Origin of the sequence: Chryseobacterium sp. P1-3 (assembly GCF_000738495.1) — a bacterium.
Lineage (GTDB): Bacteria > Bacteroidota > Bacteroidia > Flavobacteriales > Weeksellaceae > Chryseobacterium > Chryseobacterium gallinarum.
Genome location: NZ_JPEQ01000004.1, coordinates 109,591 through 136,231 on the forward strand (window position 1 = coordinate 109,591; position 26,641 = coordinate 136,231).

Annotated in this window: 22 protein-coding genes and 8 pseudogenes; 18 read left to right on the top strand and 12 right to left on the bottom strand. The window is 36.7% G+C overall.

Going from position 1 to position 26,641, the window contains the following annotated elements:
* The first annotated feature begins 68 nt into the window (after positions 1–68).
* The 3 genes from HX13_RS03225 (at position 69) to HX13_RS23270 (ending at position 3,602) form a co-directional block, all read left to right on the top strand.
* The gene (locus HX13_RS03225) at positions 69–590 is read left to right on the top strand and encodes a hypothetical protein (protein WP_238554999.1); all 522 of its coding nucleotides are present in this window, start codon (positions 69–71) and stop codon (positions 588–590) included.
* 190 nt (positions 591–780) lie between these two features.
* Positions 781–2,898 (top strand): M16 family metallopeptidase, encoded by a 2,118-nt coding sequence (locus tag HX13_RS03230; RefSeq protein ID WP_238555000.1) that lies wholly within the window; start codon positions 781–783, stop codon positions 2,896–2,898.
* A gap of 125 nt (positions 2,899–3,023) precedes the next feature.
* Entirely contained in the window at positions 3,024–3,602 is a 579-nt protein-coding gene (locus HX13_RS23270; protein ID WP_238555001.1) for an insulinase family protein, read from the top strand.
* 72 nt (positions 3,603–3,674) lie between these two features.
* Here the strand turns inward: HX13_RS23270 and HX13_RS03235 are convergent, their stop codons facing one another.
* From HX13_RS03235 to HX13_RS23275, 3 genes are read right to left on the bottom strand one after another with little or no spacing between them, the layout of a single operon-like run.
* Entirely contained in the window at positions 3,675–4,259 is a 585-nt protein-coding gene (locus HX13_RS03235; RefSeq protein WP_050019890.1) for a DUF3109 family protein, read from the bottom strand.
* A gap of 6 nt (positions 4,260–4,265) precedes the next feature.
* Positions 4,266–4,871, bottom strand: a complete 606-nt coding sequence (locus tag HX13_RS03240) for a DUF6427 family protein (protein ID WP_410493102.1) — start codon at positions 4,869–4,871, stop codon at positions 4,266–4,268.
* Complete coding sequence (locus HX13_RS23275; RefSeq protein ID WP_238555002.1) at positions 4,855–5,172, bottom strand: DUF6427 family protein; 318 nt, start codon at positions 5,170–5,172, stop codon at positions 4,855–4,857. Before HX13_RS23275 ends, HX13_RS03240 begins: the two co-directional genes overlap by 17 nt.
* A gap of 43 nt (positions 5,173–5,215) precedes the next feature.
* On the opposite strand from HX13_RS23275, the gene HX13_RS03245 reads away from it, so the two are divergent.
* Positions 5,216–5,449: a DUF6341 family protein gene (locus HX13_RS03245; protein ID WP_002976854.1), complete on the top strand. Its 234-nt coding sequence runs from the start codon at positions 5,216–5,218 to the stop codon at positions 5,447–5,449.
* Positions 5,450–5,531: 82 nt separating this feature from the next.
* On the opposite strand, the gene HX13_RS03250 is transcribed toward HX13_RS03245, so the two are convergent.
* The 5 genes from HX13_RS03250 to HX13_RS03270 form a co-directional block, all read right to left on the bottom strand.
* The gene (locus HX13_RS03250) at positions 5,532–5,969 is read right to left on the bottom strand and encodes a universal stress protein (RefSeq protein ID WP_050019891.1); all 438 of its coding nucleotides are present in this window, start codon (positions 5,967–5,969) and stop codon (positions 5,532–5,534) included.
* Between the two features lie 59 nt (positions 5,970–6,028).
* Positions 6,029–6,634 (bottom strand): fumarylacetoacetate hydrolase family protein, encoded by a 606-nt coding sequence (locus HX13_RS03255; RefSeq protein ID WP_050019892.1) that lies wholly within the window; start codon positions 6,632–6,634, stop codon positions 6,029–6,031.
* Positions 6,635–6,714: 80 nt separating this feature from the next.
* A complete protein-coding gene (locus tag HX13_RS03260) occupies positions 6,715–7,113 on the bottom strand; it encodes a DUF2007 domain-containing protein (protein ID WP_050019893.1) in 399 nt (132 codons plus the stop codon).
* Positions 7,114–7,115: 2 nt separating this feature from the next.
* The gene (locus HX13_RS03265) at positions 7,116–7,880 is read right to left on the bottom strand and encodes a 3'-5' exonuclease (protein WP_050019894.1); all 765 of its coding nucleotides are present in this window, start codon (positions 7,878–7,880) and stop codon (positions 7,116–7,118) included.
* A gap of 100 nt (positions 7,881–7,980) precedes the next feature.
* Complete coding sequence (locus tag HX13_RS03270) at positions 7,981–8,694, bottom strand: CDP-alcohol phosphatidyltransferase family protein (protein WP_050019895.1); 714 nt, start codon at positions 8,692–8,694, stop codon at positions 7,981–7,983.
* Positions 8,695–8,783: 89 nt separating this feature from the next.
* Between HX13_RS03270 and HX13_RS03275 the strand changes: the two are divergent.
* The 8 genes and pseudogenes from HX13_RS03275 to HX13_RS23285 all read left to right on the top strand — a co-directional run bounded on the left by HX13_RS03275 (position 8,784) and on the right by HX13_RS23285 (position 16,983).
* Positions 8,784–10,713: pseudogene (locus HX13_RS03275) on the top strand (LTA synthase family protein).
* A gap of 207 nt (positions 10,714–10,920) precedes the next feature.
* Positions 10,921–11,340, top strand: coding sequence for a DUF2147 domain-containing protein (locus tag HX13_RS03280; RefSeq protein WP_050019896.1), 420 nt, complete (start codon positions 10,921–10,923; stop codon positions 11,338–11,340).
* 268 nt (positions 11,341–11,608) lie between these two features.
* Positions 11,609–12,589 (top strand): pyruvate dehydrogenase complex E1 component subunit beta, encoded by a 981-nt coding sequence (locus tag HX13_RS03285; protein WP_050019897.1) that lies wholly within the window; start codon positions 11,609–11,611, stop codon positions 12,587–12,589.
* A gap of 116 nt (positions 12,590–12,705) precedes the next feature.
* Complete coding sequence (locus HX13_RS25300) at positions 12,706–13,938, top strand: KUP/HAK/KT family potassium transporter (RefSeq protein WP_262483477.1); 1,233 nt, start codon at positions 12,706–12,708, stop codon at positions 13,936–13,938.
* Positions 13,928–14,698 carry a KUP/HAK/KT family potassium transporter gene (locus HX13_RS25305; protein ID WP_316931254.1) on the top strand — a complete coding sequence of 257 codons (771 nt, stop codon included), beginning with the start codon at positions 13,928–13,930 and terminating at the stop codon, positions 14,696–14,698. Before HX13_RS25300 ends, HX13_RS25305 begins: the two co-directional genes overlap by 11 nt.
* 62 nt (positions 14,699–14,760) lie before the next feature.
* Positions 14,761–15,236, top strand: a pseudogene (locus tag HX13_RS03295) (Fur family transcriptional regulator).
* A gap of 71 nt (positions 15,237–15,307) precedes the next feature.
* Positions 15,308–16,288, top strand: a complete 981-nt coding sequence (locus HX13_RS23280) for an OstA-like protein (protein WP_238555003.1) — start codon at positions 15,308–15,310, stop codon at positions 16,286–16,288.
* Between the two features lie 74 nt (positions 16,289–16,362).
* On the top strand, positions 16,363–16,983 hold the full coding sequence (locus HX13_RS23285) for a hypothetical protein (RefSeq protein WP_238555004.1): 621 nt from the start codon (positions 16,363–16,365) through the stop codon (positions 16,981–16,983).
* 126 nt (positions 16,984–17,109) lie between these two features.
* Here HX13_RS23285 and HX13_RS03305 read toward each other — a convergent pair whose 3' ends face one another.
* A complete protein-coding gene (locus tag HX13_RS03305) occupies positions 17,110–18,735 on the bottom strand; it encodes a T9SS type A sorting domain-containing protein (RefSeq protein WP_050019898.1) in 1,626 nt (541 codons plus the stop codon).
* A gap of 283 nt (positions 18,736–19,018) precedes the next feature.
* Between HX13_RS03305 and HX13_RS03310 the strand changes: the two are divergent.
* The 3 genes and pseudogenes from HX13_RS03310 to HX13_RS03320 all read left to right on the top strand — a co-directional run bounded on the left by HX13_RS03310 (position 19,019) and on the right by HX13_RS03320 (position 21,663).
* Positions 19,019–20,195 (top strand): annotated as a pseudogene (locus HX13_RS03310) (aspartate aminotransferase family protein).
* A gap of 189 nt (positions 20,196–20,384) precedes the next feature.
* Entirely contained in the window at positions 20,385–20,771 is a 387-nt protein-coding gene (locus HX13_RS03315) for an START-like domain-containing protein (protein WP_047097383.1), read from the top strand.
* Between the two features lie 78 nt (positions 20,772–20,849).
* Positions 20,850–21,663 (top strand): annotated as a pseudogene (locus HX13_RS03320) (aminotransferase class IV).
* An 82-nt stretch (positions 21,664–21,745) separates the two neighbouring features.
* Here HX13_RS03320 and HX13_RS03330 read toward each other — a convergent pair.
* A pseudogene (locus HX13_RS03330) lies at positions 21,746–22,331 on the bottom strand (N-acetylmuramoyl-L-alanine amidase family protein).
* Positions 22,332–22,436: 105 nt separating this feature from the next.
* Positions 22,437–22,986: pseudogene (locus HX13_RS03335) on the bottom strand (YqgE/AlgH family protein).
* Between the two features lie 24 nt (positions 22,987–23,010).
* Here HX13_RS03335 and pdxH point away from each other — a divergent pair.
* Positions 23,011–23,652, top strand: a complete 642-nt coding sequence (gene pdxH, locus HX13_RS03340; RefSeq protein ID WP_050019901.1) for a pyridoxamine 5'-phosphate oxidase — start codon at positions 23,011–23,013, stop codon at positions 23,650–23,652.
* Between the two features lie 838 nt (positions 23,653–24,490).
* On the opposite strand, the pseudogene HX13_RS03345 reads toward pdxH, so the two are convergent.
* A pseudogene (locus tag HX13_RS03345) lies at positions 24,491–24,784 on the bottom strand (HU family DNA-binding protein).
* A 402-nt stretch (positions 24,785–25,186) separates the two neighbouring features.
* On the opposite strand from HX13_RS03345, the gene panD reads away from it, so the two are divergent.
* Both panD and HX13_RS03355 read left to right on the top strand, forming a co-directional pair.
* Positions 25,187–25,537: an aspartate 1-decarboxylase gene (gene panD, locus HX13_RS03350; protein ID WP_002976902.1), complete on the top strand. Its 351-nt coding sequence runs from the start codon at positions 25,187–25,189 to the stop codon at positions 25,535–25,537.
* A 3-nt stretch (positions 25,538–25,540) separates the two neighbouring features.
* Positions 25,541–26,564, top strand: a pseudogene (locus tag HX13_RS03355) (lysylphosphatidylglycerol synthase transmembrane domain-containing protein).
* The last annotated feature ends 77 nt before the right edge of the window (positions 26,565–26,641 follow it).

Consider the following 26,641-nt stretch of genomic DNA (forward strand, 5'->3'; position numbering starts at 1 on the left):
TAAAATCAAAATTAACGGCTAAAGAAGTTATTGATAATTACTTCAAAGCTTTAGGAGGAAAAGATAAATTGGAAGCTGTAAAGTCTATCGTTACAGATAACACGCTAAGCGTACAGGGAATGGAAATTACAATGACCACTAAAAAGATGGGAAATAAATTCAAATCTGTACAGTCGGTAATGGGACAGCAGATGGTTCAGCTTTTTGACGGGGAAAAAGGATATTTTGAACAGATGGGAAATAAGACAGATATTCCTGCTGACAAAATAGCTGATTTGAAAAAAGCAAAACCCATAGAAGCATTGGCCTTTGATCCTGCTAATTTCCAGAACGTAACCGTTGAAAAACTAGACGGAAAAGATTATAATGTACTTTCTTCTGATAAAGGGAAGTTTTATTTCGATGCGGCTACAGGACTTTTATATAAAACAATGGCTGGCGAAGGTAATGTAATAGTGAAAAGTTATATGACCGTAGACGGATTACAGTTTCCGGCAGAAGTAGATGCAGAAGGAGGAGGTCAGAAAGTAAATATCAAAACCACTAAAGTGGTCATCAACTCCGGAGTTACGGACGCTGATTTTAAATAAAATTACTTTTTTAAGATATAAAAACCGGGCATTACCCGGTTTTTTTAATATATTAATAACTTTTAACTCAACTTTAACTATAAAAATAGATTCGGTGATTTCCTTACCTTATGAATAATTGGTAGTTTTAAGCCGTAAATAATTAATACCATGAAAAACGTTTTTATCCTCATTTGCAGTCATTGTTTTGATGTCTTCAAATGTCTTTGCACAGAATATCCCTGTAGATCCTTCTGTAAGAATCGGTACCCTTTCCAACGGAATGAAGTACTACATTAAGAAAAATACATTACCTGAAAAGAAAGTGGATTTTCGCCTGGCTATTAATGCCGGATCTATTCTTGAAGACGAAAATCAAAGAGGTCTGGCCCATTTTATGGAGCATATGAACTTCAATGGGACGAAAAATTTTCCTGACAATAAACTAGTTGACTTCCTGCAATCTATCGGTGTAAAATTCGGACAACACCTTAACGCTTATACCAGCTTTGATGAAACGGTTTATATGCTTCCCGTTCCTCTGGATAAACCCGGTAATCTGGATGCAGGGCTGAAAGTGATGGAAGACTGGGCGTTTAATGCTACACTTTCGGATGAACAAATCAATAAAGAAAGAGGCGTTGTTTTGGAAGAATTAAGGCTTGGCTTAGGAGCTGATAAAAGAATGGCGGATAAGTATCTTCCGAAACTTTTGTACAACTCTCAATATGCCAACAGGCTTCCAATCGGAAAAAAAGAAGTGCTCGAAAACTTTAAACCGGATGTTATCAGGAAGTTTCACCAGGATTGGTACAGACCGGATCTGATGGCCATTGTAGTGGTAGGAGATATCAATGTGGATGAAGTTGAAAAGAAAATCAAAGATAACTTCAGTAAATATAAAAACCCGTCAAAGCCCAGAGAAAGAAAGACTTTTGACCTTCCTAACCATAAAGAAACATTAGTGGCCATTGAAACTGATCCGGACGCTACCAACTCTATGGTGCAGTTTATCATGAAAGATGCAGAGGCTTATAAACCCGATGTAACCATTGAGCAATATAATCAAAGTATTGTGGAAGGGCTTTCCACCACTATGCTGAATAACAGGCTGAAAGAACTTATCAATTCTACCAATCCTCCTTTTACTTTCGGATCCGTATATCATGGCGGAACGTATGCCAGAAGTAAAGAAGCGTTTCAGGGATTTGCCATGGTGAAAGAAGGGAATCAGCTTAATGCACTGAAAGTGTTACTGGAAGAAGTGGAAAGGGCAAAGAGATTCGGGTTTACACAATCTGAGCTTGACAGGGCAAAGGCGCAGATGCTTTCCAATCTGGAAAGATCTTATAATAACAGGGATAAAACGGAAAGCGATATGTTGGTAGATGAATATGTAAGAAATTTCCTGGAGCAGGAACCTATGCCGGGGATTGCCTGGGAATATGAAGATACCAAATCCTTCCTTCCAACAGTAACGCTTGCACAAACCAATGAGGTCATCAAGAAAATGGTAAAAGATGACAGCAGGGTAATTGTCATCACCGGTCCTAAGAAAGATAATATCTCTATGCCAACAGAAGCCATGGTTCTTAATACCTTTGAAACCGTGAAAATGGCAGATCTTAAGCCATATGAAGAGAAAGCAACTATTAAAAATTTAGTGAAACCTTTCAAATCAGAAGGGAAAATTGCTAAAACAGAGACAGATGACAAGCTGGGAACAACCACCTGGACATTGAGCAACGGCGCTAAAGTAACCTTCAAAAAAACTGATTTCAAAGATGATGAAATCGTGTTTACAGCAAGAAGCTTGGGAGGAAGTTCTCTGATTCCGGATGCAGATTTTAATAAAACCCAGTTCGCTTTTTCAGCTTTGACAGAAGCAGGAGTAGGAGGATTCTCTAAAGCTGATCTTACCAACTATCTGGCAGGAAAGCAGGTGAGCGTGAACCCTTCAGTAGGAACCCTGTATGAAGGAATTTCAGGGAGAACGAACCAAAAGGACTTAGGAACGGCAATGGAACTGATGTATGCCTATTTTACCAGCCTGAACTATAACCCCGCGGCTTTCAATGCTTACAAGGATAAGCAATCTGCCATGCTTAACAATCTATTGTCTAACCCACAAGCCTACTTTTCTAATGAGCATGCCAAGTTCATGAATCAGAAAAATCCAAGATTTATCGGATTATTCCCGATGGAAAAGGACTGGGCGAATACAGATTACAAAAAAGCATATGATATTTATAAAGAAAAATTTGCCAATGCCGGAAACTTCCAGTTTTATTTTGTGGGAAATATAGATGAAGCGAAATTTAAAAAATGAAGTCTTACAGTATATTGCAAGCTTGCCATCATCAGGAAAGACTACAGCTTTTAAGGATACCGGATACAGACAGTTGACCGGAGACTATACAAAAGTGTATAAAAAAAGGAAAAGATCCTAAGAGTATGGTGACTATCTCTTACAGTGGAGAAGCTCCTTATAATGAGAAGGAAGCACTTGCTTTATCAGCTCTTGGGGAAGTGGCAACCATCAAAGTGATCGAAAAACTGAGAGAAGATGAAAGCGGTATCTACGGTGGTGGAGCAAGAGGAGGCATGAGTAAAGTTCCTTACAGCAACTATAATTTCAGTATCAGTTTCCCATGTGGTCCTGAAAATGCTGAAAAACTGACAAAGAGCGCTATTGCCGAACTTCAGAAATTAATTGATAAAGGACCTGAGCAGAAGGACCTGGATAAATATAAAGAAGGAGAATATAACGACAATAAAACCGAGCTTAAAGATAATATGTTCTGGCTGAATTCTATCGCCAGGAACCAGTTAGATGGAAGTGATAAATATGATATCCTGAACTATCAGGATAAAGTTAAAGCTCTTACGGTAAAAGATCTTCAGGATGTGGCTAAAAAGTATCTTTCCAAAGGAAAAGTAATCGCAATGCTTATGCCGGAAGATGGCTGGGAAAAAGTTAAGAAAACTGATGCAAAAGCAGAAGTTACAGGAGCAACGGTTGTGAAACAATAGTTTTTAGCCTTGTTTATAATAAAAAACCGCAGCATATGCTGTGGTTTTTTATTTCATTCAAATCCTGACTGGTTAAGAACCATACTCTTTTTTCCATTCATCGGCAGCTTCGCTCAGAACGGTATAAAATTCTTCTCCATATTTTCTGATCAATGGTGTTTTTAAGAATTTATAAACCGGAACCTGAAGTTCTTTTCCAAGAGTGCAGGCATCACTGCATACGTTCCATTCATGGTAGTTTAAAGCCGTGAATGCAGAATATTCTGTAACTCTGATAGGATAAAGATGGCACGAAATAGGCTTTTGCCAGTCTACAGCACCGTCTTCATATGCTTTTTCAATACCACATTTGGTAATTCCTTTCTCATCGAAAGTCACATAAGCACACTCCCGGTCTTCCACCATGGGAGTAACATACATTCCGTCGTGTGGATCAGTAGTCCATGTCCCTTGTTCTTCAAGGGCTTTAATACCTTCCTGGGTCAGATAAGGTTTTATTTTGTCGAAAATACTGTCCAGTATTTCCAGCTCGTTTTTATCCAACGGAGCCCCTACATCTCCTTCCACACAACATGCACCTTTACACTTGGTAAGGTTGCAAACAAATTCTTCGGAAAAGATTTCCTCAGAAATCAATTTATCGTCTATCTGAATCATAATTTTTTAAAATAAGTCAAAAACGGTACCGGCCTTGAAGGTCAGCAAGCTGATAATGATAAGCCATAGGCTGGCTTCCTGCATCCAGTACTTCGGTAAAAATCTCATCATTCTGCTCAGGATAATACTCGATGGAAAAGCCAACAGCAGCAAATATTCATAGTTTTTATTCATATACAGAATAATCGTGATCAGCTGAGCAACAGAAAATACAAGCAGAAAGGTGTATTTATATCTGCTGATCGGGCTTTTCTTGTTGTAATTTTTAAAATGATCATATACTGCATAGATCAGCATCAGGACTACAGGAATCAAAGGTAGTAATTCTGTATAATCTGTCACAGGTTTCATTTTTCCGAATGGGAAATAATCTATATTCCAGGAAGTAAACTGTACAAAATACATCACGGAGAAATAGCTGAATGTGATCAGAATAATCCCCAAAAGAAACCTGAAAAGGTTCAGCCCTATTCTGGCAGAAGTAGCCACTACGTGAATGATCACAAAAACGGCCATAGGCCAGGTGGTAGGAAGGAAGATAAAATTCAGGGCAACAATAGCTCCCACCAGTACATATGACTTCTTCCTGATATCTTCATCTGCACTCGTCAAAAGAAGAATAAGAAAAGAATTGGTAAGCAGGGAAACCGCAATTCCTATATCTAAATTCCCCGGATACAGCCCAAAAATAAAAAAAGGTGTACAGGAACAAAGGAAGATGGGTCTGATAATTAAGCGCAATACTGTGAAAACAAAAATATCCCAAAGCAATTCCCAGAAAAGTAATCCCGGCAACAATTGCTTCGTAAGTATTGAAATTCAGTATGTTAAATATTACGACTACTAAAAGAAGGCAACCAATATAAACAGGGATTGAAAAAATATTGCTTTCTTTTGAAAGTAATTTAAACATTTTTTTATAAATTTGTACAAAGTTAATTTAAAAAAGGAAAATAATGACGTCTTTCTTTCTATTCTTAAGCAAAGTTTTCAAATGGTCTTTCGGTTTCTTTGATGCTTTCGGTAATGTTTTAAACTGGATCCTATTTATTGTTTGCTGTGTATTATTTACATATTGGTGCTATGTTCTGGTGGTTACACTAGGTGGTGACAAGGATAAAGACTATTATTCTCCAACGGAAGGTAAGCATCCTTACTATGATCCGAATATCTATAAAAAAGAAGGTTAATTAATTGGTTATATAGTAAAAAACCGATCAAATAATTTATTTGATCGGTTTTTTTATTACTAACGATTAAAATTTTCTGTTTTTAAGCATGAATAGGCAGTACTAACACCGGAACAGGCGAACTTTTGGTCAGCCCTTTAGTTAAGCTTCCGACAAATACATCATAAATTCCGCTTCTTCCGTGTGATCCCATCACAATATAATCTGCATTTTTTGCTTTGGCATATTCCAGAATGATATCTTTGGCAAGACCTTGTTTTAAAAGGTGCTCACAATCAATATCATGGGCAATTATCCTCTGCTCAATTTTATTAAGCTGAATAAGTTCCTCTCTGATCTCGTTGGCTTCCACTTCCGGAAAATACTGGAATCCCATATCACCGATAGCAAAGCCAATGTCTGATGGTGCTACATGGATCAGATAGATTCTGCCGTTAATCTGTTTTGCAAATTTTATGGCACCATCTACCAATTGGTCTGTTTTGTCCCCAAAATCTACGGGTAATATAATATTGATCATAACCTTTCATTTTGTTACCTAAAGATAGGAAAAATTTACCAGACTTTTGTGTTAAATACTTATAATATTCGGATATCAAGAATTTTTTCATCCTGAAGGTAAGCTTCCAGGATATCATTTTCATTTACTTTTCCTACTCCTTTCGGAGTTCCCGTGAAAATAAGATCACCTACCCTTAAGGTAAAATACTGAGAAGCAAAGGCAATAATATCATCAATATTAAATATCATATCTTTTGTATTTCCATCCTGCACCTTTTCTTTGTTTTTCAAGAGTGAAAAAGACAGTTTTTCAAGGTCATAATTTTCTTTTTTGAAGAAATTACCTACCACAGCTGAGCCGTCAAAACCCTTGGCAAGCTCCCACGGAAGTCCTTTGGACTTTAATTCACTTTGAAGATCCCGTGCTGTAAAATCGATTCCAAGGCTAAGTTCTTCATAATGTTTGTGAGCGGTTTCTTTCCGGATATATTTTCCGCCTTTTGAAATCTTAACCACAACTTCCAGCTCATAGTGGATATCATTGGAAAATTCGGGAAGGTAAAAATCATTTCCTTTTAAAACTGCTGTATCAGGCTTTATAAAAATGACAGGCTGTTCCGGAATCTCGTTTCCTAATTCTTTGGCATGTTCACTGTAGTTTCTTCCTATGCAGATAATTTTCATAATTTTTTATTTTATTTCAGATATTGACCATCTGATCGAAACACTTATATTTAAAAACAGACTCATATAATTTTTGAGGACTAACGGGTAAATTCATTTCCACAATAATAACATTTAAATGTATGGCTTGTCAGAAAGGAAATCCCAAAGAAGCTGGTTGCACTGTCGTCCCTGTAAATATGATTGGAGCCGCATCGGGGACATACAAAATCAAATCCGGGATGATCAATGGTGTGTTCTACCTCCAGGGCAAATTTTTCATTATCATGGTATTCCTGAAGGACTTTTTTTGCCTGCTCTATATCATCTTCAAAAACCTGAAGCTGGATGCCGCCTACAGCTTGAGAAAGCAGCCAATCCGATTGGATAAGCTGTTCATTCGCAATGAAACTGTTGATTCCGTTTTCAGCCAGTATCTGTTTGTCCCTGTTGGCTTCAAGGGCAGTTTCATAAAATTTAAAACGGACAAGATCAGACATTCTTAAAATTTAGCAGATAATTGAATTTTAGTAAATACTTTCTTAGTATACAGCGGGAAATCGGCATTCTGAAGCCACCCGAAATATCCTAAATCTTTCTGGAATATTACCTTTACACATTGTCCCTTATATTTTCCAAAATTAAAAACTTCTTCAAGTTTCTCATTGTATCCGATAAATCCGGCAAGGTCCGCATGTTTATTATGGAAGGTAAATTCACTTAAAGGGCCTATTTCATTAGGAATATCATCATATTTTCCCACCTGGGCATCCAATACCTCAAATGTGGCCATCACATCAGCTTCTGCAGAATGGGCATTTTCCAATGTTTTTCCACAATAGAACTGGTAGGCCGCTCCCAGGTTTCTGGGTTCTTTTTTGTGGAAAATAGTCTGCGCGTCCACTAATCTGAATTTGCTAAGATCGAAATCCATTCCCACCCGTAACAGCTCTTCTGCCAAAAGAGGAACATCAAACCTGTTTGAATTAAAGCCTCCCAGATCACTTCCGGTAATCATTTCCATGATTTTGGGAGCAATTTCTTTGAAGGTAGGAGCATCCTTTACATCTTCATCATAAATTCCGTGAATTTCGCTGCATTCTTTTGGAATGGGCATTTCCGGATTTATACGCCATGTCTTGCTCTCCCTGGAAGCATCAGGATTTACCTTTAAGATACAGATCTCAACGATTCTGTCTTTTCCGATATTTGTACCTGTAGTTTCCAGGTCAAAAATACAAAGCGGTTTATGGAGTTTTAAATTCATGTTGTTGATTAATAATTTGAAATGTGTTTTAATTTGAAAATGAGATTGTGTATTTATTTTAGTCTCATATGTATTTTTTATCTTCCGATACCTGAAGCTTTTATTTTAACTGGTTTTGAAAAACTAATGATACCAGCATATAATAAAGGACTAGTATCGGTATTCCCACCACTTTAAATAAGGCAATAATAATAATGCCGCCTATCAATAAAACAAGTTTGGGGTAATTATCTTTTAATTGCCTGGATTTGAATTTTATAGCCATCATTTTTATCGGACTGATCAAAAGCCAGGAGGTAAGGATGGTGAGTAAAATCAATAACAAGGCATTCTCAAACAGAAAGCTGAAGTTACCGGTTTCTTTAAAAGCGTAATACAAACCGAAAAGTAAAACGGTGTTGGTAGGAGTATTTAGACCTTTGAAATAATAACGCTGTTCTTCATCAAGGTTAAAAATGGCAAGTCTCAGACAGGAAAATACGGTAACCAGTAAACCTGTATATTTGATTTCAAAAGGTAAATGCATTCCCAGCAGCTCAGTTCCGAAAGGCTCCAGGGCTTTATACATCGTAAGGCCGGGAATCAATCCAAAACTCACCATATCCGCAAGAGAATCAAGCTGAAGCCCGAGGTTAGAGTTTGATTTCAGGGCTCTGGCAACAAAACCGTCAAAAAAGTCAAAAACTGCGGAGAGAACAAGACAAAGGGCTGTGGTCTGATAGTCTCCTGAAATAAGATGTATAGCACCTATGGAACCTGCAAATAAATTAGCTAGGGTCAAAGCGTTGGCCAGATTATTCTTTATAAAATCCATAACCACAAAATTACAGTTTTTAAAAATTACAGCTCAAAATAATATGGACTAAAAAATGCATTATAGTGATTTTGATGTAAATTTGCGGCATGAAATTTTTAAAAGGATTTAGAAAACAGGAAGTTCTGGTATTGCTTTACAGAATTTTTTTTAGCATATGTTTTTTATCAGATTGCCAGACTTTTGTTCTGGTATTTTAATAAAGACCTTATTAAAGTGGATTCCGTTTCGGAATATATAAAATTAGCCTATCACGGTACAGCTTTCGATACAACGGCTATTTTATATGTGAATGCCTTATTTATCCTTCTCAGCCTGCTGCCATTGGTGATCAATACTAAAAAAGGCTTTCAGAAAGTTCTTTTCTGGCTTTATTTTTTGACCAACGGATTGGCCTATGCAATGAACTTCGGGGATTTTATTTATTATAAATTTTCCCAGGCAAGGCTTACTTCAGCAGTATTTCAGGTGGCAGAGCATGAGTCAAACGTTTCAAAAACATTAATGATTTCCATCGGGCAACATCCTTTTGTACTGATCTGGTATATTGTTTTAATGGTGGTATGGGTTTTCCTTTATAAAAAAGTAAAGGTTGAAGATAAAAAACCGGTAAAACTGCTTCCTTACTTTTTGTATTCGATTGTTACCTTATGCATTACGGCCGTTTTGGTTGTAGGAGGGATCAGAGGGGACTTCAAGCATAGCACAAGACCTATCAATATGGTGGATGCTACCCGTTTTGTAACAAATCCGTTACAGGGGAACATGGTTCTCAATAGTACATTTTCTTTTTTCAGAACTTTAAATACGAATAATTTTAAAGAAGTTCATTTTGTAGATGAAAAATATATTGAAGATCATGTATTTCCCTACAAGGTATATGAAAGAAAAGTTGAAAATCGTCCTAATATTGTTATTTTCATCGTAGAATCTTTCGGAAGAGAATATTCCGGAGCTTTTAATAAAGATAAGAATATTAAAGATTACGTTTCCTACACTCCGTTTATAGATAGTCTGGCCACTCAAAGTCTTATTTTTCCCAACACTTTTGCCAATGGAAGACAGTCTATTCACGGAATGAGCAGTGTACTGGCAGGAATTCCGAGCCTTACAGATGCTTTTACAGGATCTCCGTATTCCAATCAGAAAATTCAGTCTATTGTTTCCGTTTGTAATGATCTGGGGTATGATACCTCTTTTTACCACGGGGCACCCAACGGATCGATGGGTTTCCTCGGATTCGGAAATATCCTGGGATTCAAACATTATTTTGGAAAAACAGAATATAATCATGATGAGGATTTTGATGGAATGTGGGCAATATGGGATGAGCCCTTCCTTCAGTATTTTGCTAAAAATGTGGGAAAAAAACAACCTTTCATGGCTACAGTATTTACCGCTTCCTCACATCATCCTTTTAAAATCCCTGCAAAATACAACGGGAAATTTAAAAAAGGCAGAATAGAAATGCATGAGCCGATCCAGTACACGGACTATGCCATTAAAAAGTATTTTGAGACCGCTGAAAAGCAGCCCTGGTTCCACAATACGATTTTCGTTTTCACCGGGGATCATACCAACCAGGTGTATTATTCTGAATATGAACGGGCAATGAACCGGTATGCTGTTCCTTTGATTTTTTATTCCCCCAACCCTGATTATCAGCTCAAAGGAATCAGCCAGGAAACAGCACAACAGGCAGATATTTATCCGACACTGGCAGACCTTATCGGCTATAATAAACCTATCAGAAGCTGGGGGAGAAGCCTGGTAAGCAACAAAAACTATCCCTCTATTGTTGTAAATTCTGATGGAAGCACCGAACAGTTTATTATCGGAAACTATATGTACCGTTTTGACGGAAAACAAATCCTCGGAGTCTATGATAAAAGTGATCTGGGACTTGAAAAAAATCTGATAGACCAGCTGAAAACTGCCGAAGTTGAAAAAGGAAAACAGGTAGCGAAAGCCTGGTATCAGGATTATATGGATAGGGTAATCAACAGGAAATTGAATTAGAAAGAGGAGGAAGAATGAGGATGACAACTTTTTGATAAAATGTCTGACTGTTTATCATCCGGAATTTGGATTTTTTATCACTGCTTTTCCTGCCTTCTTTGCTTCCTTATGCTTTGTATAATAAAAGTTTTTGTTTGTTGAAAATTAATTTATATTTTTATCAATACTTATAAAAGAATATTGTATAAAATTAAAACGATAAGAAATATGAAAAAAATAATGTTAACATTCGTCCTTTCCCTGTTCAGTGTGCTTACCTTTGCACAGATAGAAGGAAAGTGGAAGACTATAGATGATGAAACAAAGCAGGCTAAATCCATTGTTGAGATATTTAAAAAATCAGACGGAAAATATTACGGAAAAGTTTCACAGTTACTGATAAAGCCGGCTGATCCTAATTGTACAGCCTGTAAAGATGACAGAAAAGGGAAACCGATTGTAGGATTGGAAATCATCAGAGGGCTGAAAAAAGAAGGGGATGAATTTACCGGGGGTAGTATTACCGATCCTAAAACAGGGAAAACCTACAAATGCACGATTACAAGAAGCGGTGATAAGCTTAATGTAAGAGGATATCTGGGATTATCATTATTAGGAAGAACCCAGGTTTGGGAAAAAGCAAACTAATCAAGTTTAAATAGAATTTTAAAGATGGCATTTCAGCAATGAAATGTCATTTTTTTATGAAAACTACAAAGAACTACGCTGCAAGGAAATTTCTAAAAATAATAGAAGTATAGGTTAACGTTCTTTATGCTTCAATAACTTGTCTGTTTTAAACATCACGTCTTGAATTATTCTTAATATTGGAGCGTCTTGTTCAAATGAGATGCCTTTTTGTTATGTGTATAATAAAAAAAACACTATTTTTGTACTCTAAATTTTTCAAGAAAATATGGCAGAATATACTTTTCGTGAGGTAATTGCACAGGCAATGAGCGAGGAAATGCGTAAAGACGAATCCATCTACCTGATGGGGGAGGAAGTTGCAGAATATAATGGTGCATATAAAGCTTCAAAAGGAATGCTGGATGAATTTGGTCCGAAAAGAGTAATCGATACTCCGATTGCAGAGCTTGGATTTGCAGGAATCTCCGTGGGAGCTGCAATGAATGGAAACAGACCGATCGTAGAATTTATGACATTCAATTTTTCACTAGTAGGAATTGATCAGATTATCAATAATGCAGCGAAAATCCGTCAGATGAGTGGTGGACAGTGGAACTGTCCGATCGTTTTCCGTGGTCCTACCGCTTCAGCAGGACAATTGGGAGCTACACACTCTCAGGCCTTTGAAAGTTGGTATGCCAACTGCCCGGGGCTTAAAGTAGTGGTACCTTCCAACCCTTATGATGCAAAAGGATTATTGAAAACAGCAATCCAGGATAATGACCCTGTTATTTTCATGGAATCTGAGCAGATGTATGGAGATAAAATGGAAATTCCTGAAGAAGAATATTACTTACCAATAGGAAAAGCAGATATCAAAAAAGAAGGTACAGATGTTACCTTGGTTTCTTTCGGTAAAATCATGAAGCTGGCTATCCAGGCTGCTGAAGATATGGCTAAAGAAGGTATCTCTGTAGAAGTGATCGACCTTAGAACAGTTCGCCCTCTTGATTTCGATACAATTTTAGAATCAGTGAAGAAAACAAACAGACTGGTTATCCTGGAAGAAGCATGGCCGTTTGGTTCAGTATCTTCAGAAATTACTTATATGGTACAGCAAAAAGCATTTGATTATTTAGATGCTCCTATCAAGAGAATTACTACTCCTGATGCGCCTGCACCTTACTCAGCAGCATTGTTTGCAGAATGGTTCCCAAAACTTGAAAAAGTAAAAGAAGAAATCAAAAAAGCGATGTACGTGAAATAATTATAGAGAAAAACTTCCGAAAGGAAGTTTTTTCATTTATTATATTCATGAAGAAAAGTTCTTAGGGTCATAAAATTGATATAAATTTGCGCTTTTAAAAAAATAAATTGGCTGATATGGCAGAAGTTACAGAAGGCGGTCATCATTTTGACTTAAAGAAGCTTTCATTTGTAGGCGTTATAGTTTCTCTTGGAATCGTTTTCGGAGATATTGGTACGTCACCGCTTTACGTAATGAAAGCAATTGTGAACGCAAGAAAAGAAGGCGCCGCTATGCCGTTTGATGAATACATTGAAGGAGCTTTATCGTGTATCATCTGGACGTTGACGCTTCAGACTACCCTCAAATATGTAATCATTGCTCTTAAAGCAGATAACAAAGGGGAAGGTGGAATCCTTGCTCTTTATTCATTAGTAAAAAAACTGAAGAAAAAATGGCTGTATGTGGTCGCCATTATAGGAGCATCCACATTGGTAGCCGATAGTGTTATCACTCCTTCCTTAACGGTGATGTCCGCTATTGAAGGTCTGAAAATCTACAATCCCGAAACGCCTGTTGTTCTTATTACATTGGTGATTTTATTTGTGATTTTTGTCGTACAGCAGTTTGGAACCGCTTCCATCGGAAAGTTTTTCGGCCCTGTTATGGTGACGTGGTTCCTGGTTTTAGGAGTTTCCGGATCTCTTCATATATTTGATCACATTGAAATTCTTAGAGCATTCAACCCGATATATGCCTATAACCTGATCACCCACTCTTCAAGTGCCATTGTTATTATGGGGGCTGTTTTCCTTTGTACAACGGGAGCAGAAGCTTTGTATTCGGATCTGGGGCATTGTGGTGCAAAGAATATCAGAATCAGCTGGGTATTTGTTAAGCTGATGCTTATTTTAAACTATTTGGGACAAGGTTCATGGCTGCTTGATAATTATCACCAGGTGCACAACGGAGTAAATCCTTTCTTTGGAATAATGCCTGAATGGGCCGTTTTACCAAGTGTAATCCTGGCCACAGCAGCAGCTATTATTGCGAGTCAGGCGGTTATCACCGGGTCATTTACCATGTTCTCGGAGGCAATGTCTATTTCTTTCTGGCCTAATCAGCATATTGAATATCCTTCAGGGATTAAAGGACAGATGTATATTCCAAGAATCAACTGGGGATTAATGGCTTTTTGTTTTATCGTCGTTGTATTCTTCCAGAAGTCAGAACGCATGGAAGCCGCTTATGGATTGACGATTACCATTACCATGCTCATGACAACCATTCTCCTTTTATTCTGGCTGAGCAGAACAAGGGTGAGCAAAATTTTTTATTATAGGTTTTGCCATTGTTTATCTGTTCCTTGAATCAGGTTTCTTCTACGCAAATGTGATCAAATTTGTAGACGGAGGTTGGCTGACAATGGTGTTAGGAGGATTTATTGCAGTTTGTATGTATGCCTGGTATAACGGACGATTAATTAAGGCCAACTTTATCCAGTATGTGAAAATAGAAAAGTATGTTTCTATTCTTAAAGATATGAAGCTGGACGAAACCATTCCTAAATATGCAACAAATCTTGCTTACCTGAGCAGGGCGAAAAGAAATGATGAAGTGGAATCTAAAATTATTTATTCCATTATTAAAAAACAGCCGAAAAGAGCAGATCATTACTTTATCCTAAGTATTGTAAACCAGGAAGATCCGTACACCTTTAAATATACTGTAGATGAAATTCTTCCCGGAACTGTTTATAAAATAAACTTCCTTCTTGGATTTAAAGTAGACCGGAGAATTAACGATTACTTCAATATGGTTTTAAAAGATTTAATGGCTGATGGGACCATTCCGTCAAGAAGCAGCCATCCGTCTTTAAGAGCTCACAATATCCCGCCGGATCTTAAGTATGTGATTATAGATAATACCTATATCAACGATATTCTTTTGACGGTTAAACAGAAAATTACCCTTAATATTTACAATTTTGTGAAGTATATCGGAAGTGATGATTTTAAAGCCTGGGGAGTATCTTCGCATAACGTTGAGGTAGAGTCTGCTCCTATTACGGAACTTACCGTTTATGATAATAAGATCGAGCAATCCGGGTATTTCCGTCACAACTCCTAGAGTATCTGAGCATGATATCTATTTAAATAAAAAATCAATAAATTTGTAGATAATTTTTTTTAATGGATACAATACAAAAAGAAAAAAATATAGCTTTGATCAAGGATGTTTTAAGAAACTACTTACTGGAAAAAGGGTTTAGAAACACCCCTGAAAGATATACGATATTAGAAGAGATTTATAATATGGATCATCACTTCAATGTTGATGATCTGTACCTTCTGATGATGCAGAAAAAAATATCATGTTTCCAAAGCTACAATTTACAACACTATTGAAATTTTCCTGGATGCGGGCCTGATCCGTAAACATCAGTTCGGAGAAAAAACACTGACCTCTTCATCTTATGAAAAGTCTTATTTTGATAAACAGCATGACCATCTGGTAATCTACAAAAAAAGACTCCGATAAAGAAATTGAAGAAATTATTGAATTCTGTGACCCCAGAATTCAAGGAATCAAAGAAGCCATTGAAGATGCATTTGGCGTAAAAATTGATTCTCATTCGCTATATTTTTATGGCACTAAGAATGACTAATTAATGAGAATAATCCTTTTTCTGTTACTTTTTTATCTCTACGCTCAGTTTTGCGCAGGATAAAAACTCCCGTGAAGAGAGATCCCTATCTGCAGACTCCTTCATCGGCCCGGCCTGTCCAGACAAAGCCTGAAGATAAAGTAAAAATCATCCACGCAGATAAAATTATAAAAGACCCTGAAAAATATGACGGCAATCAGTACTTCACAGGAAATGTTCAGATTGAACACCAGGGCTCTGTTCTTACAGCAGATGAAGTCATCCTGTATAATGAGGAAAACTTTGTAAAAGCAATCGGAAATACAAGACTTCAGAATACCGACGGCTCCGTAATTACTGCAGGAGAGATGGAATATGACGGGAATACCCAGAAAGGGGTTGCCCGGAAAAATGTAGTGCTTACAGATCCGAAACAAACCATTAAGACAGATATCCTGTATTATGACAGGATCTCCAATCAGGCCTATTTTAATACCGGAGGTACAATCTCGGACGGACAGAATATAACCTATACCAAATCGGCTACGTATTTTCTCAATACCAAAATAGTAGATCTTACCGGAAACGTAAAGATAGATACTCCGCAGTACATTATTGAAGGACCTAATATCAAACAGAATCAAAATACAAAGGTTGCCGACTTTACCGGACCAACAACCATTACCAACAAGGCTAATCCAAAAAACAGGGTATACACGGAAAGAGGAACTTATAAGATGGAAACCAAGGAAGCCTTCCTTAATAAAAATTCCAAGATTTTTTATAATGATAAAATCCTTACAGGGGACGATATGTATTATAATCAGCTGAGTGGCTTTGGAAAAGCAACCGGAAATGTAATGCTGGATGACCCGAAAGAAAAAAGGTATATCAAAGGAGGCTATGGAGAGGTTTTTGAGAAAAAAGACTCTGCCATGATGACTAAAAATCCTTATGCGGTAAAAGTAATGGAAAAAGATTCCATCTATTTTGCTGCAGAAAAAATTATCTCTTATCAAAGACCGGATTCATCAGATATCAAGGTGAAAAAAAAGCTATTTGAGAGCATATAAAAAAAGCGCGTGTCTATAAATCCAATGCTCAGGGAAGAGCAGATTCCATTGCCTTTAATGAAACAGATGGAATCATGCATATGTATACCCAGCCCATTCTGTGGAGTGGAGAAAAACAAGTGACCGGAGACAAAGTAGAAGCTTATTTCAATACCAAAACTGAAGACATAGACTCTTTAAAAGTTATTGGTAATGCCTTTGCGATCAGCAAAGTGGATTCTTTAACATTAAAAGATGAATTCAACCAGGTGAAAGGAAAATTCATGACGGTTTACTATGAGAAAAATGCGATCAAAGAAGCGAAGGTTATCGGAAATGCGCAATCTATCGTGTATGTAGATGATACGGATCAGGAAACAAAGAAGCCCGAAAGAATCGGGATTACCCTGTCTGCTTGCGGGATTATAGGTGCCTTGTTTGAAGAAAGGGCTCTGCAGATTATTTCCTGTAGTATAGGTGCAACTTCAGATACCTATCCGATGAGCAAAATAGAACCGGCCAGAAGAAAATTCCCGGATTTTAACTGGAATACCAAAGATAGAATCAGAAAATGGCAGGATATTCTTGTCGATAGTCCTAATTACGAAGAAATAAAATACTCTGCCGATACCGAGCTCTATGATAAAGCCCAGGAAGCTGTGGAAAAAGAAAGAGCGAAAGAAGAGGCTAAAAAGCCGAAGAGAGTAAGAAAATAATAAAAGAACCGCTGTATCAAGCGGTTCTTTTTATAATCATGCGTTGTTGTCCCGTATTAAAATTGTATAAGTTTAAATGAATCAGCAATTATATTCTAATTTCCTTGCTTCTATGTAGTTGCTCCTTTATTCCTTACTGAATGTATGGGTATGGTTCCGGTCTTTGATTTTTAAATAATAAACTCCTTTTAACAGGTTCTGAACAGATATTTTGCTGTCCTTGATATTTCCTGACTGTATCAGTTGGCCTGTAGTATTGTAAATTTCATATTTTTGATCTTTCATCCCCTTAATGCTGATAACATCTTTGGCAGGGTTAGGATAAATAATATCTGATAACTGGTTTCCTTGGGTTTCTTGGGTGTTAAGGGCTGAAAACTTAAAATTCTGAGCATAAATGCTTTCTTCTGAATCCGAAGCCTTTTTTTCATGGAATACAATTACATTTTGTCCGTTAACAGGGGCAAGACTGGTAATGCCGGATTTTGCGGCAGGATAGGTTGCCATTGGGAAATGTTCCTGGGCCCAGCTGAAATCACCGGAGTTATTCAATGATACCACATTCAGGGAAATTGCATTAGAGTTGGGATCTGTATTTTTTTGTATGATAAAAAACGGATTGTCATTGATCAGGTATAAATTTCCTGCGTGATGCCTGAGGCTACTATCTATCGGATATATCTGTTTTGCGGTATTGGTCAGGAGTCTTGCCCCGGTATTCTTATCAAATTTCTGAACAAATTCACCACCTAGATTCTGGCTTGGATTAGCATAATGTGCAATAGCCCATACATGTGGTGCGCCGGGAGTCATTGCAGCTTTGATTCCTAGCTGGAAATTAGAAGGGTCGGTCGTGAAATTAACTCCATCCGCACCCCATGGAAGAGTTCCGTCGGAATTGATCTTTTGAAGGTAACCATACAAGGCATTATTATCTGATCCGATATAAGCACAGTAAACAGTTGTTCCGTCAACAACAATGCTATTATATTCCCCGACTGACGACGTTACTTTTGTTGAAACCTGTTTAGGAGCGTTCCAAAGAATAGTACCTTCATGATTGATTTTTTGGGCAAATAAGTAAGCATTTGTTCCACCGATTGATTGATTAAAAATGATTTCATATTCATTGTCAGAGACTTTAAAAAGACCTACCGGATTGGTTTCTTTAGAGAGATCATCAGACTTGATGTCAACGGGTGCTTGCCATACAGCTTGTCCGTTTGAATTAAAGCGTTGTACTTTTGTATATTTTTGAGTTATGGGAGCGTAAGCTACCATAATATCCCCTCCTGATAAAGGCAGAATCTTGGGCAGGGCAGCTTCTCCCAGCATAATACCGTTAGGCCATACCGAATTTCCTTGCGGGGTTATTTTAAATACATATCCGGCGTTTCCTGCTCCCGTTCCCGTTACCCCAATATATAAATTGTCGGAAGAATCGATCGCGGTTCCTTCTACAGCAAAATACGTAGACATCGGAATTTGATTGCTGATCATGATGCCGTTATTTCCCAGCTGCTTATTTCCGTTCTGGTCCAGAATCTGAAGCCATAATTCATAATTTACAGGAGCATTTACTTTCTTCCAGTAGGTCACATATGTTTTCCCGTCGCTCATTGCCGTTGGAAATCCAAAAACTTCGGAGTTGGTATCAACTACCTTTACATTCTGACCAGTATCAGGATTCCATTGAGATCTTGCCGTTATCATACCGGCCAATACTAAAATACTTAAGAATAGATTTTTCATAATATGTGATTTTTTTATATTACTAAGTTAGAGAATTAACTATTGCCTCTAAATGCTCCGGCGTGTTAAATAATGTCAATTCTAGTTGGTGTTTTATAATTCAGATTAATTTTAAAAAATAATTTACTTATATCTATGTATGGTGATTAAATATTAATAGAAATGCTTTTTAAGGTAAATTATAATCAATAGAAAATTTTCATTTGAAGCTTATTCAAGGTTATTATTTCGGGATTTGCAGAATCTTTTATAGCTTTGCTGAAATTTTTTGAAGACGATGGAAATGCAAAAAGATTTCTTTATATATCAGGCACAAACCACAAAATTTGCAGCCGGCTTTGAAGTTGAAAAAAGCTGAAGGAAGCTATATCTATGGGACAGACGGTAAACAATATCTGGATTTTGTAGCCGGAGTTTCAGCCAATACATTGGGACACTCGCATCCGAAGGTTGTTAATGCTATCAAAGAACAGGCAGATAAATATCTTCACGTTATGGTATATGGCGAATATGCACAGGAAAAGCCTGTTGCATTGTGTAAGCTGCTGGCGGAAGCAACACCGGATCCTTTAGAAATTACTTACCTGGTGAACAGTGGGGCAGAAGCAATCGACGGAAGTTTAAAGCTGGCAAAAAGATATACGGGAAGAGAAGAAATTGTTTCTTTTAAAAATTCATATCATGGAAATACCCACGGGGCACTAAGTGTGTCCGGAAACGAAACTCATAAACGGGAATTCCGTCCCCTACTGCCTATGGTTACATTTATTGAATTCAATAATGAACATGATTTTGATAAAATTACAGAGAAGACAGCATGTGTTATCCTGGAAACCATTCAGGGAGCGGCAGGATTTCTGGTGCCTGATAATGACTATCTGATTAAACTGAAAAAAAGATGTGAAGAAGTAGGTGCCCTTTTAATTCTTGATGAAATTCAGCCGGGATTCGGAAGAACCGGAAAGCTGTTTTCTTTTGAACATTTCGGAATCGTTCCGGATATTTTGGTGATGGGGAAAGGAATGGGAGGTGGAGTGCCTGTGGGGGCTTTTATGAGTTCCCGGGAAATTATGGAGACCCTGTCCCATTCTCCGAAGCTCGGACACATTACTACCTTTGGTGGAAACCCTCTAATTGCAGCGGCAAGCTATGCTACCTTAAAAGAAGTTATAGAAAGCGGTTTAATGGATGAAGTTGCAGAAAAAGAAAAATTATTCAGGGAATTACTGATCCATCCAAAGATTAAAAACATTAACGGGAAAGGATTGATGCTGGCCGTAAATCTCGGAAGTCCTGAATATACTTTAGACGTTGCAAAAAAATGCATGGATAAAGGACTGATCGTATTCTGGCAGCTTTATCGAAATGAATATCTGAGAATCTCTCCCCCGCTTACCATATCCCTGGAGGAAATCAGACAAGGTTGTCAAATCATCCTTGATATTCTTAACGAAAATTAAATATAAAATCTCTCCCCACCGGAGAGATTTTTTTATGTATTGCATGCTTGTTTTAATGGTTCATACTTAACATAATACATATTTAAAATCTCTGATAAATATCATGCAGATCCCTTAAAAAAATAATTGCTTTTTTGTGTAATAAAAAAATTAATTTATATATTGCGGGACGATAAAAACAAAGATTATATGGCGAAACATAAAGTCCATTACGAATTTCCAATGCATTGTTTATCAGAGATTTTGTATGAATATCTGGCCACTGCGGAGGGATTGTCTGAATGGTTTGCGGATGAGGTAACAGAGAAAGGCGATGATTTCTTTTTTAGCTGGGGGGGAGGCCCTGCTGAAAAGGCCACTTTGATCAGATATAAGCCTGAAGGTTTCGTGCGTTTCAGATGGGAAGAAGACGAAGGCACTAAGAACTTCTTTGAAATGACTATCGTAATAGATGATATTACAGAAGACTTGTCTCTTAATATTACAGATTTCTGTGAAGATGGAGATGAAGAAGAAAACGCAATGTATTGGGAAAATCTTATTGAGAATCTCAGAATAAAATTAGGTGCAGCATAATGCTGGTCTGTATTAAATGATAAAACTGATGAACGATTTATCGTTCATTATTTTTTTGTAAATAAATTGCATCAAAAATTGGAAAATCAATATTTTACATCGGACGAATTAAATGTAAAGAACAGATCCTTTCTTTGGGGAGACTCAGTGAAGGTATCTTTCTTTGTGAGAAACGGAGAATTAATCATGGATGAAGAATGTTATTTCTTCCTGATGGCTTCCATGAGAAAGATGAGAATGAATATCCCCCTGACTTATACCCTGGAGTTTTTTCAATCACTTTTCCAAAAAGAAAGTATAGAAGGGAAAGGAATAAAAAACGGAATTATCAATTTCCTGGTTTTCAGAAATAATGATGGGCCTACCCTGGCAAAATCTTCAGTTTCCTATTTTTATGAAATAACGGAAATGGAAGATGTGCTTACTGTTCACCAGAGGCCACTGGAATTGGATTTGATTAAAGAAATCAATGTAAACAATAACCTGTTGAGTAATATCAGGGTTCATTGTCCGGAAAATATTTATGGAGGGATCTATGCTCAGGAAAATGATCTGGATGATGTTATCCTGCTTAACCCTAACAAAAGGATTGCCCGTACTACCACAGGAAATTTATTGTTTCTCGAAGGAGATGTTATTAAAATTCCAAAGCAGACAGAAGGGGCCTACATTTCTCCGTTAATGGAAAATTTTTGTGACTTTCCTGCATAAAAATAACCTTGCAGACATACAGGAACACGAGATTATTGCATTTGAATCTCAAAAAGCAGAAGAAATTTTATTGATTTCTGATGAGAAAGGCATATTTTCTGTTGGTAAAATTAGAAATAAAACTTTTGACAATACCCGTTTCTTGAAACTCGTAGAAAGCTGGAAGAAAAGTTTTAATTAAAATTGACAAACCCGGTAAACAACAAAGTTCCGAAAGTCCTTTACCGGGTTTTATTCTGAGTAAATCAGAAATTGTTTCTTATTTAGTTTTCATTGATAATCTCAACGAATTTTTGTGCAATTTCCTGTTGCCCTTTTTTACTGGTAATATAGGCTCTGTCTGAAGAATTATTGATAAATCCAAGCTCTACCAGTACGGCAGGTGCCTTGGTTTCTCTCAGTATATGGAGATTACGCTCTTCAATTTTACGGACGTTGAATTTTTTTATAGATTTTTCCTGCAAGCTTCTTTGAGTCTTCAGAATTTTGAACAAATACTTCAACTCCATGGTTAGGAGTTTCTTCCTGTGGAGACCTGTTCACATGAAGGGAAATAACCATCTCAGGATTCAGTTTATTGATTTGATCAGTCCTTTCAGAAAGGGTTGGATGGCTATCACCATCCCGGGTTAAAATAATCTCATATGCATCCTGATTTCGATTGATCTTCTGAATTTCCCTGGCAATATCCAATGAAATATCTTTTTCAGAGAATTGACCAAATACAACTCCATGATCGTTACCGCCATGACCAGCATCTATGACAATATATTTTTTGTTTACAGGAACAAATGAAGATAAAAGAACCGTAGAAAACACTGATAAAGTAAGTAGTTTAATCCCTTTCATTTTATTAGTAATTTGGTTTTTCAAATAACGGGAAAACTTTCTTTAAAATTGGTTAAGATAATCTTAAATTTTGTTAATTATGTTGCGGAATTTTGAACGAAATAATTAGTTTAATGAAATATCCTCAGGAGAATTGGCCCAGAGAAGAAATTCGCCGCCAAGATTCTGCATAATTGATTTCCAAAGGGTTTGGTCATTGGGAAGCGTATAGTCAAGATTATAAACATCCACTACTGTCCACATTTTTCGCTGAACTTCAGCATCCAGTTGATTAGAAGCCCATCCTGAATATCCTGAGAATATTTTCACCTGGTGTATGTCGAGATCATTACTTAAAACGGCATTAATGATATGCTCAATATCTTCGGTAAGATAGTATTCATCGGTGATTTCAGTGTAAATATCAGTCACTTTTTTCCCTTTTACAATAAAAAAAACTTTATCATTTTCCACTGGCCCACCATCATATACTTCAATTTTGAAATCAAAAAAATCTTTGAATTTATTACTCATCTGGCTGTTTTTTTTTATTCAGTATCAAACCAAATGCACCACTTTCATTATGTTCAATGACCAATACTACCGATCTTGAAAAAATATCACCGGAAATGTCAGGGGTGGAGATTAATATTTTACCTTTGTATGAGTGATTCATACTCAAATTTAATAAAAAATATTTATGGAAAACCTGCATGATAAAAGAAAAGTTTACGGTAAAGCCCAACTTATTGAAAGTGAGATCAAACAGAATCCGATTGAGCAGTTTAGAGACTGGTTTTTGGAAGCAAGTGAAAGCGATATGATTTCCGAAGCAAATGCAATGGCCGTTTCTACAATAGAAGAAGATGGGTGTCCGAGAACCAGAATGGTTTTGCTTAAAGCCTATACCCATGAAGGTTTTATTTTTTATACCAATTATAACAGCAGGAAGGGGAAGGCTATTGAAAACAATCATAAAGCCTGTCTTCACTTTTTCTGGCCGAATCTGGAAAGACAAATTATTATTAAAGCTAACCTGGAAAAAGTTGCTGATAATCTGAGCGATGGCTATTTTCACTCAAGACCTAAAGGGAGCCAGCTTGGAGCTGTGGTTTCTCCGCAAAGTGAAGTGATTCCTGACAGGGATTTTTTAGAAAAAAAGCTGAAAGAACTCGAAAAAGAATATGAAAATACTGAAGTTCCAAGACCCGGGCACTGGGGAGGATATATAGCAAAACCATACGAAATCGAATTCTGGCAGGGAAGACCTAATCGGTTACATGACAGAATTATCTATCAACTGGAAGACCTGGATTGGAAAATCTCCAGATTGGCACCTTAATCCGGATTTGAAGGTTAAAAGAATCATGTTTTAAAAACACTATATCAATAAAAGCAGGCTTTTGCCGGATCAGAGGTAAAAGTTGGGGACATAATAAATTGGGTCTGAATATAAGAAATTCTGTTCATTATTGATGAGTGTCAAAATTATTGAGATCTTTTTCACGTAAAGTTTAAAAAAATAATGTTCTATTTCAAGTAGGCAAAGAAGGCAGCATAGCTGCTGACTAAGCGCATGCAAAGTCTTCGCTTCATCAGAATCGATTGAAGATCGATTCATTTCTTAGCGTACTTAAAATAAAGAATAATCAAAAAGAAATCTTTGCGTGAATTTTAAAATTAAATAGATCTAAATATTATATGCCCCCAACTTTTGCGCTTGATCTAAAAAAAGATTAATAAACAATAGCGGATCAGTCTCAAAAATTGGATATAATAAATTGGGGTCTGAATATAAGAAATTCTTTCATTATTGATTAGCATCAAAATTATTGAGATCGTTTTTCACGCAAAGTTTTAAAAAAAATAATGTTCCATTTTAAGTAGGCAAAGAAGGCAGCATAGCTGCTGACTAAGCGCATGCAAAGTCTTCGCTTCATCAGAATCGATTGAAGATCGATTCATTCTTAGCTTACTTAAAATAAAGAGTAATCAAAAAGAGGTCTTTGCGTGAATTTTAAAATTAAATAGCTCTAAATAGTATAAGCCCTCAGATTTTGCGCTTGATCCCTTTTACCTGCTTATTGTATTTTGTGTATTAATACTGTATTGCTAGTTGTTATGTACATAAAAAGGCTGTTTCTTAGAAACAGCCTTTTGAATTTTTGTAATCTGAATGATTATTTTTTCTTAGCTCCGGAAACTGCATTGGATAAATCAGCTCCAGCTTTGAATTTAGCAACTTTTTTTAGCAGCAATTTTTAATTGGTTTTTTTAGTTGCAGGGTTGATACCTTGTCTGGCAGCTCTCTCAGCTACTGAGAAAGTACCGAATCCTACTAAAGAAACTTTTCCGTCTTTTTTCTTTAAAGTAGAAGTTACGTTAGAAATAAAGGATTCTAAAGCAGCTTTTGCTGCAACTTTAGTGATTCCTGCATCTTTTGCGATTGCGTCGATTAATTCAGACTTGTTCATAATTTTTAATATTAAAGTTAGTTCGTAATTATAGCAAATATAATACTATTTTCTAATTGTGCAATTTTTTTTATTAAAACTTATACAATTTTTTTTACTTTTCAGTGAAAACAGTTAAAATATGATAATTCCGTTTTTCACGAAAAATCTACGTTACGGGTTACTAAAATCATGCCAAATGCTTATGTGTATTGACTTTAGCGAAAAGTTAATATTGTTTCCTGTATTTATTAAATCCTAAATTGTGTATAAAGTATTAATGTTTTTAAGGATATGGTTGTTAATTTTATAAGTAAAATTCAAAATTTTTTATGTTTCGCAAAATTAAACTGCTGTGTTGATGGGAGTTTATAAATAATAGCGAAAGTCTGTTTTATGAATTTTTATTAATAAATTTGCAGTATGTTAATAGAAGTTTTCAAATCCAAAATCCACAGGGTAAGAGTAACAGCCTCAGACCTTAATTATATAGGAAGTATAACGATTGATGAAGATCTTATAGAAGCTGCCGGATTGGTAGTGGGAGAAAGAGTCTATATCGTGAACGTAAATAACGGAGAACGTTTTGATACCTATGTTATCAAAGGAAAAAGAAAATCAGGAGAAGTATGTCTGAACGGACCTGCAGCAAGAAAGGTACAGAAAGATGATATTATTATCATTATTGCTTATGCACAGATGACTCCTGAAGAGGCGAAGGATTTCCAGCCTAAAATAGTTTTCCCGGACGAAAAAACAAACCTTCTTACCTGATCCATGGAGAAAACATCAAAAAGTCCTTTAAAGTCAATACTTACAATCGTAATATCGCTTGCTTTTGCAGGCTTTTTTTTATGGCTTGCTTTAAAGGGACTGGATTTTAAAGTAATCCGGGCGTCATTAGCTAAGGCCAACTATCTCTGGGTATTGTTTGCTGCAGTATTCGGGCTTCTGGCCTATTGGTTCAGGGCGATCCGCTGGAATCTGATGCTGGAACCTATGGGGCATAAAATTTCCGATTCCAATGCACTCTGGTCTATATCATTCGGGTATCTGATGAACCTTACCATTCCCAGAAGTGGGGAGGTGGCAAGGGCAACCGCTTTATATGGGGTAGAAAAAGTCCCTGTAGATAAATCTTTCGGAACAATTATTCTGGAAAGAGTGGTAGATTTAGTTTGTATGTTGGGGTTCTTAGGGCTGACCTTGCTGTTTAAATATGATGCTATTTTGTCTTTTTATAAAAACTCCGGTATTCAGATCAATCCTAATAAGATTTTGCTGGTACTTTTGACCCTGGCAGTAGGGAGTGTTCTTTTTTTCGTGTATAAAAAGAAACTTGCAGGTGTTCCCTTTTTAGGTAAAATAGTAGGGTTTATCGATGGAATTTTCCAGGGACTGGCTACAATTTTTAAGCTGAAGGAGAAAGGAAAGTTCATACTGTACACACTAGCCATCTGGATTTCTTATTATTTTGCAGCCTATCTGGTATGCTTTGCACTTCCTGAAACGTCACAATTTACCCTGGCAGATGGTTTTTTTTATCATTGTAGTGGGTACCTTAGGGATGATTATCCCGGCAAGTGGAGGGATTGGAGCTTATAACCTGGCCATGAAATATGGCTTTATGGCACTATTCCTCTCGGTGGGTAAAAGCGCTGATCTGGGAGGAGAAATGGGACTTACCTATTCATTTATTTCTTTACCGCTTCAGATTGTAATCATGCTGGTAATGGGACTTATTTCTATCCCTATGCTGGCAAAGGCACGTAATGCCGCTGTTGCAGATAAAGATTTTTAATTACTGAAGCAATACATTATATTTTTTAAGTCCGGTTTTGTGACCGGACTTTTTTTATTGCAATTTTTTAATTCCCG

Coding starts and splice junctions, on each gene's coding strand:
- HX13_RS23270 (WP_238555001.1), top strand. CDS start 3,024: ATGGTGACTATCTCTTACAGTGGAGAAGCTCCTTATAATGAGAAGGAA.
- HX13_RS03270 (WP_050019895.1), bottom strand. CDS start 8,694: ATGGATTTTATAAAGAATAATCTGGCCAACGCTTTGACCCTAGCTAAT.
- HX13_RS03255 (WP_050019892.1), bottom strand. CDS start 6,634: ATGAAAATTATCTGCATAGGAAGAAACTACAGTGAACATGCCAAAGAA.
- HX13_RS03230 (WP_238555000.1), top strand. CDS start 781: ATGTCTTCAAATGTCTTTGCACAGAATATCCCTGTAGATCCTTCTGTA.
- HX13_RS03285 (WP_050019897.1), top strand. CDS start 11,609: ATGGCAGAATATACTTTTCGTGAGGTAATTGCACAGGCAATGAGCGAG.
- HX13_RS25300 (WP_262483477.1), top strand. CDS start 12,706: ATGGCAGAAGTTACAGAAGGCGGTCATCATTTTGACTTAAAGAAGCTT.
- HX13_RS03265 (WP_050019894.1), bottom strand. CDS start 7,880: ATGAATTTAAAACTCCATAAACCGCTTTGTATTTTTGACCTGGAAACT.
- HX13_RS03235 (WP_050019890.1), bottom strand. CDS start 4,259: ATGATTCAGATAGACGATAAATTGATTTCTGAGGAAATCTTTTCCGAA.
- HX13_RS03245 (WP_002976854.1), top strand. CDS start 5,216: ATGACGTCTTTCTTTCTATTCTTAAGCAAAGTTTTCAAATGGTCTTTC.
- pdxH (WP_050019901.1), top strand. CDS start 23,011: ATGGAAAACCTGCATGATAAAAGAAAAGTTTACGGTAAAGCCCAACTT.
- HX13_RS03260 (WP_050019893.1), bottom strand. CDS start 7,113: ATGTCTGATCTTGTCCGTTTTAAATTTTATGAAACTGCCCTTGAAGCC.
- HX13_RS03280 (WP_050019896.1), top strand. CDS start 10,921: ATGAAAAAAATAATGTTAACATTCGTCCTTTCCCTGTTCAGTGTGCTT.
- panD (WP_002976902.1), top strand. CDS start 25,187: ATGTTAATAGAAGTTTTCAAATCCAAAATCCACAGGGTAAGAGTAACA.
- HX13_RS03305 (WP_050019898.1), bottom strand. CDS start 18,735: ATGAAAAATCTATTCTTAAGTATTTTAGTATTGGCCGGTATGATAACG.
- HX13_RS03250 (WP_050019891.1), bottom strand. CDS start 5,969: ATGATCAATATTATATTACCCGTAGATTTTGGGGACAAAACAGACCAA.
- HX13_RS23275 (WP_238555002.1), bottom strand. CDS start 5,172: ATGTTTAAATTACTTTCAAAAGAAAGCAATATTTTTTCAATCCCTGTT.
- HX13_RS23285 (WP_238555004.1), top strand. CDS start 16,363: ATGCATATGTATACCCAGCCCATTCTGTGGAGTGGAGAAAAACAAGTG.
- HX13_RS03315 (WP_047097383.1), top strand. CDS start 20,385: ATGGCGAAACATAAAGTCCATTACGAATTTCCAATGCATTGTTTATCA.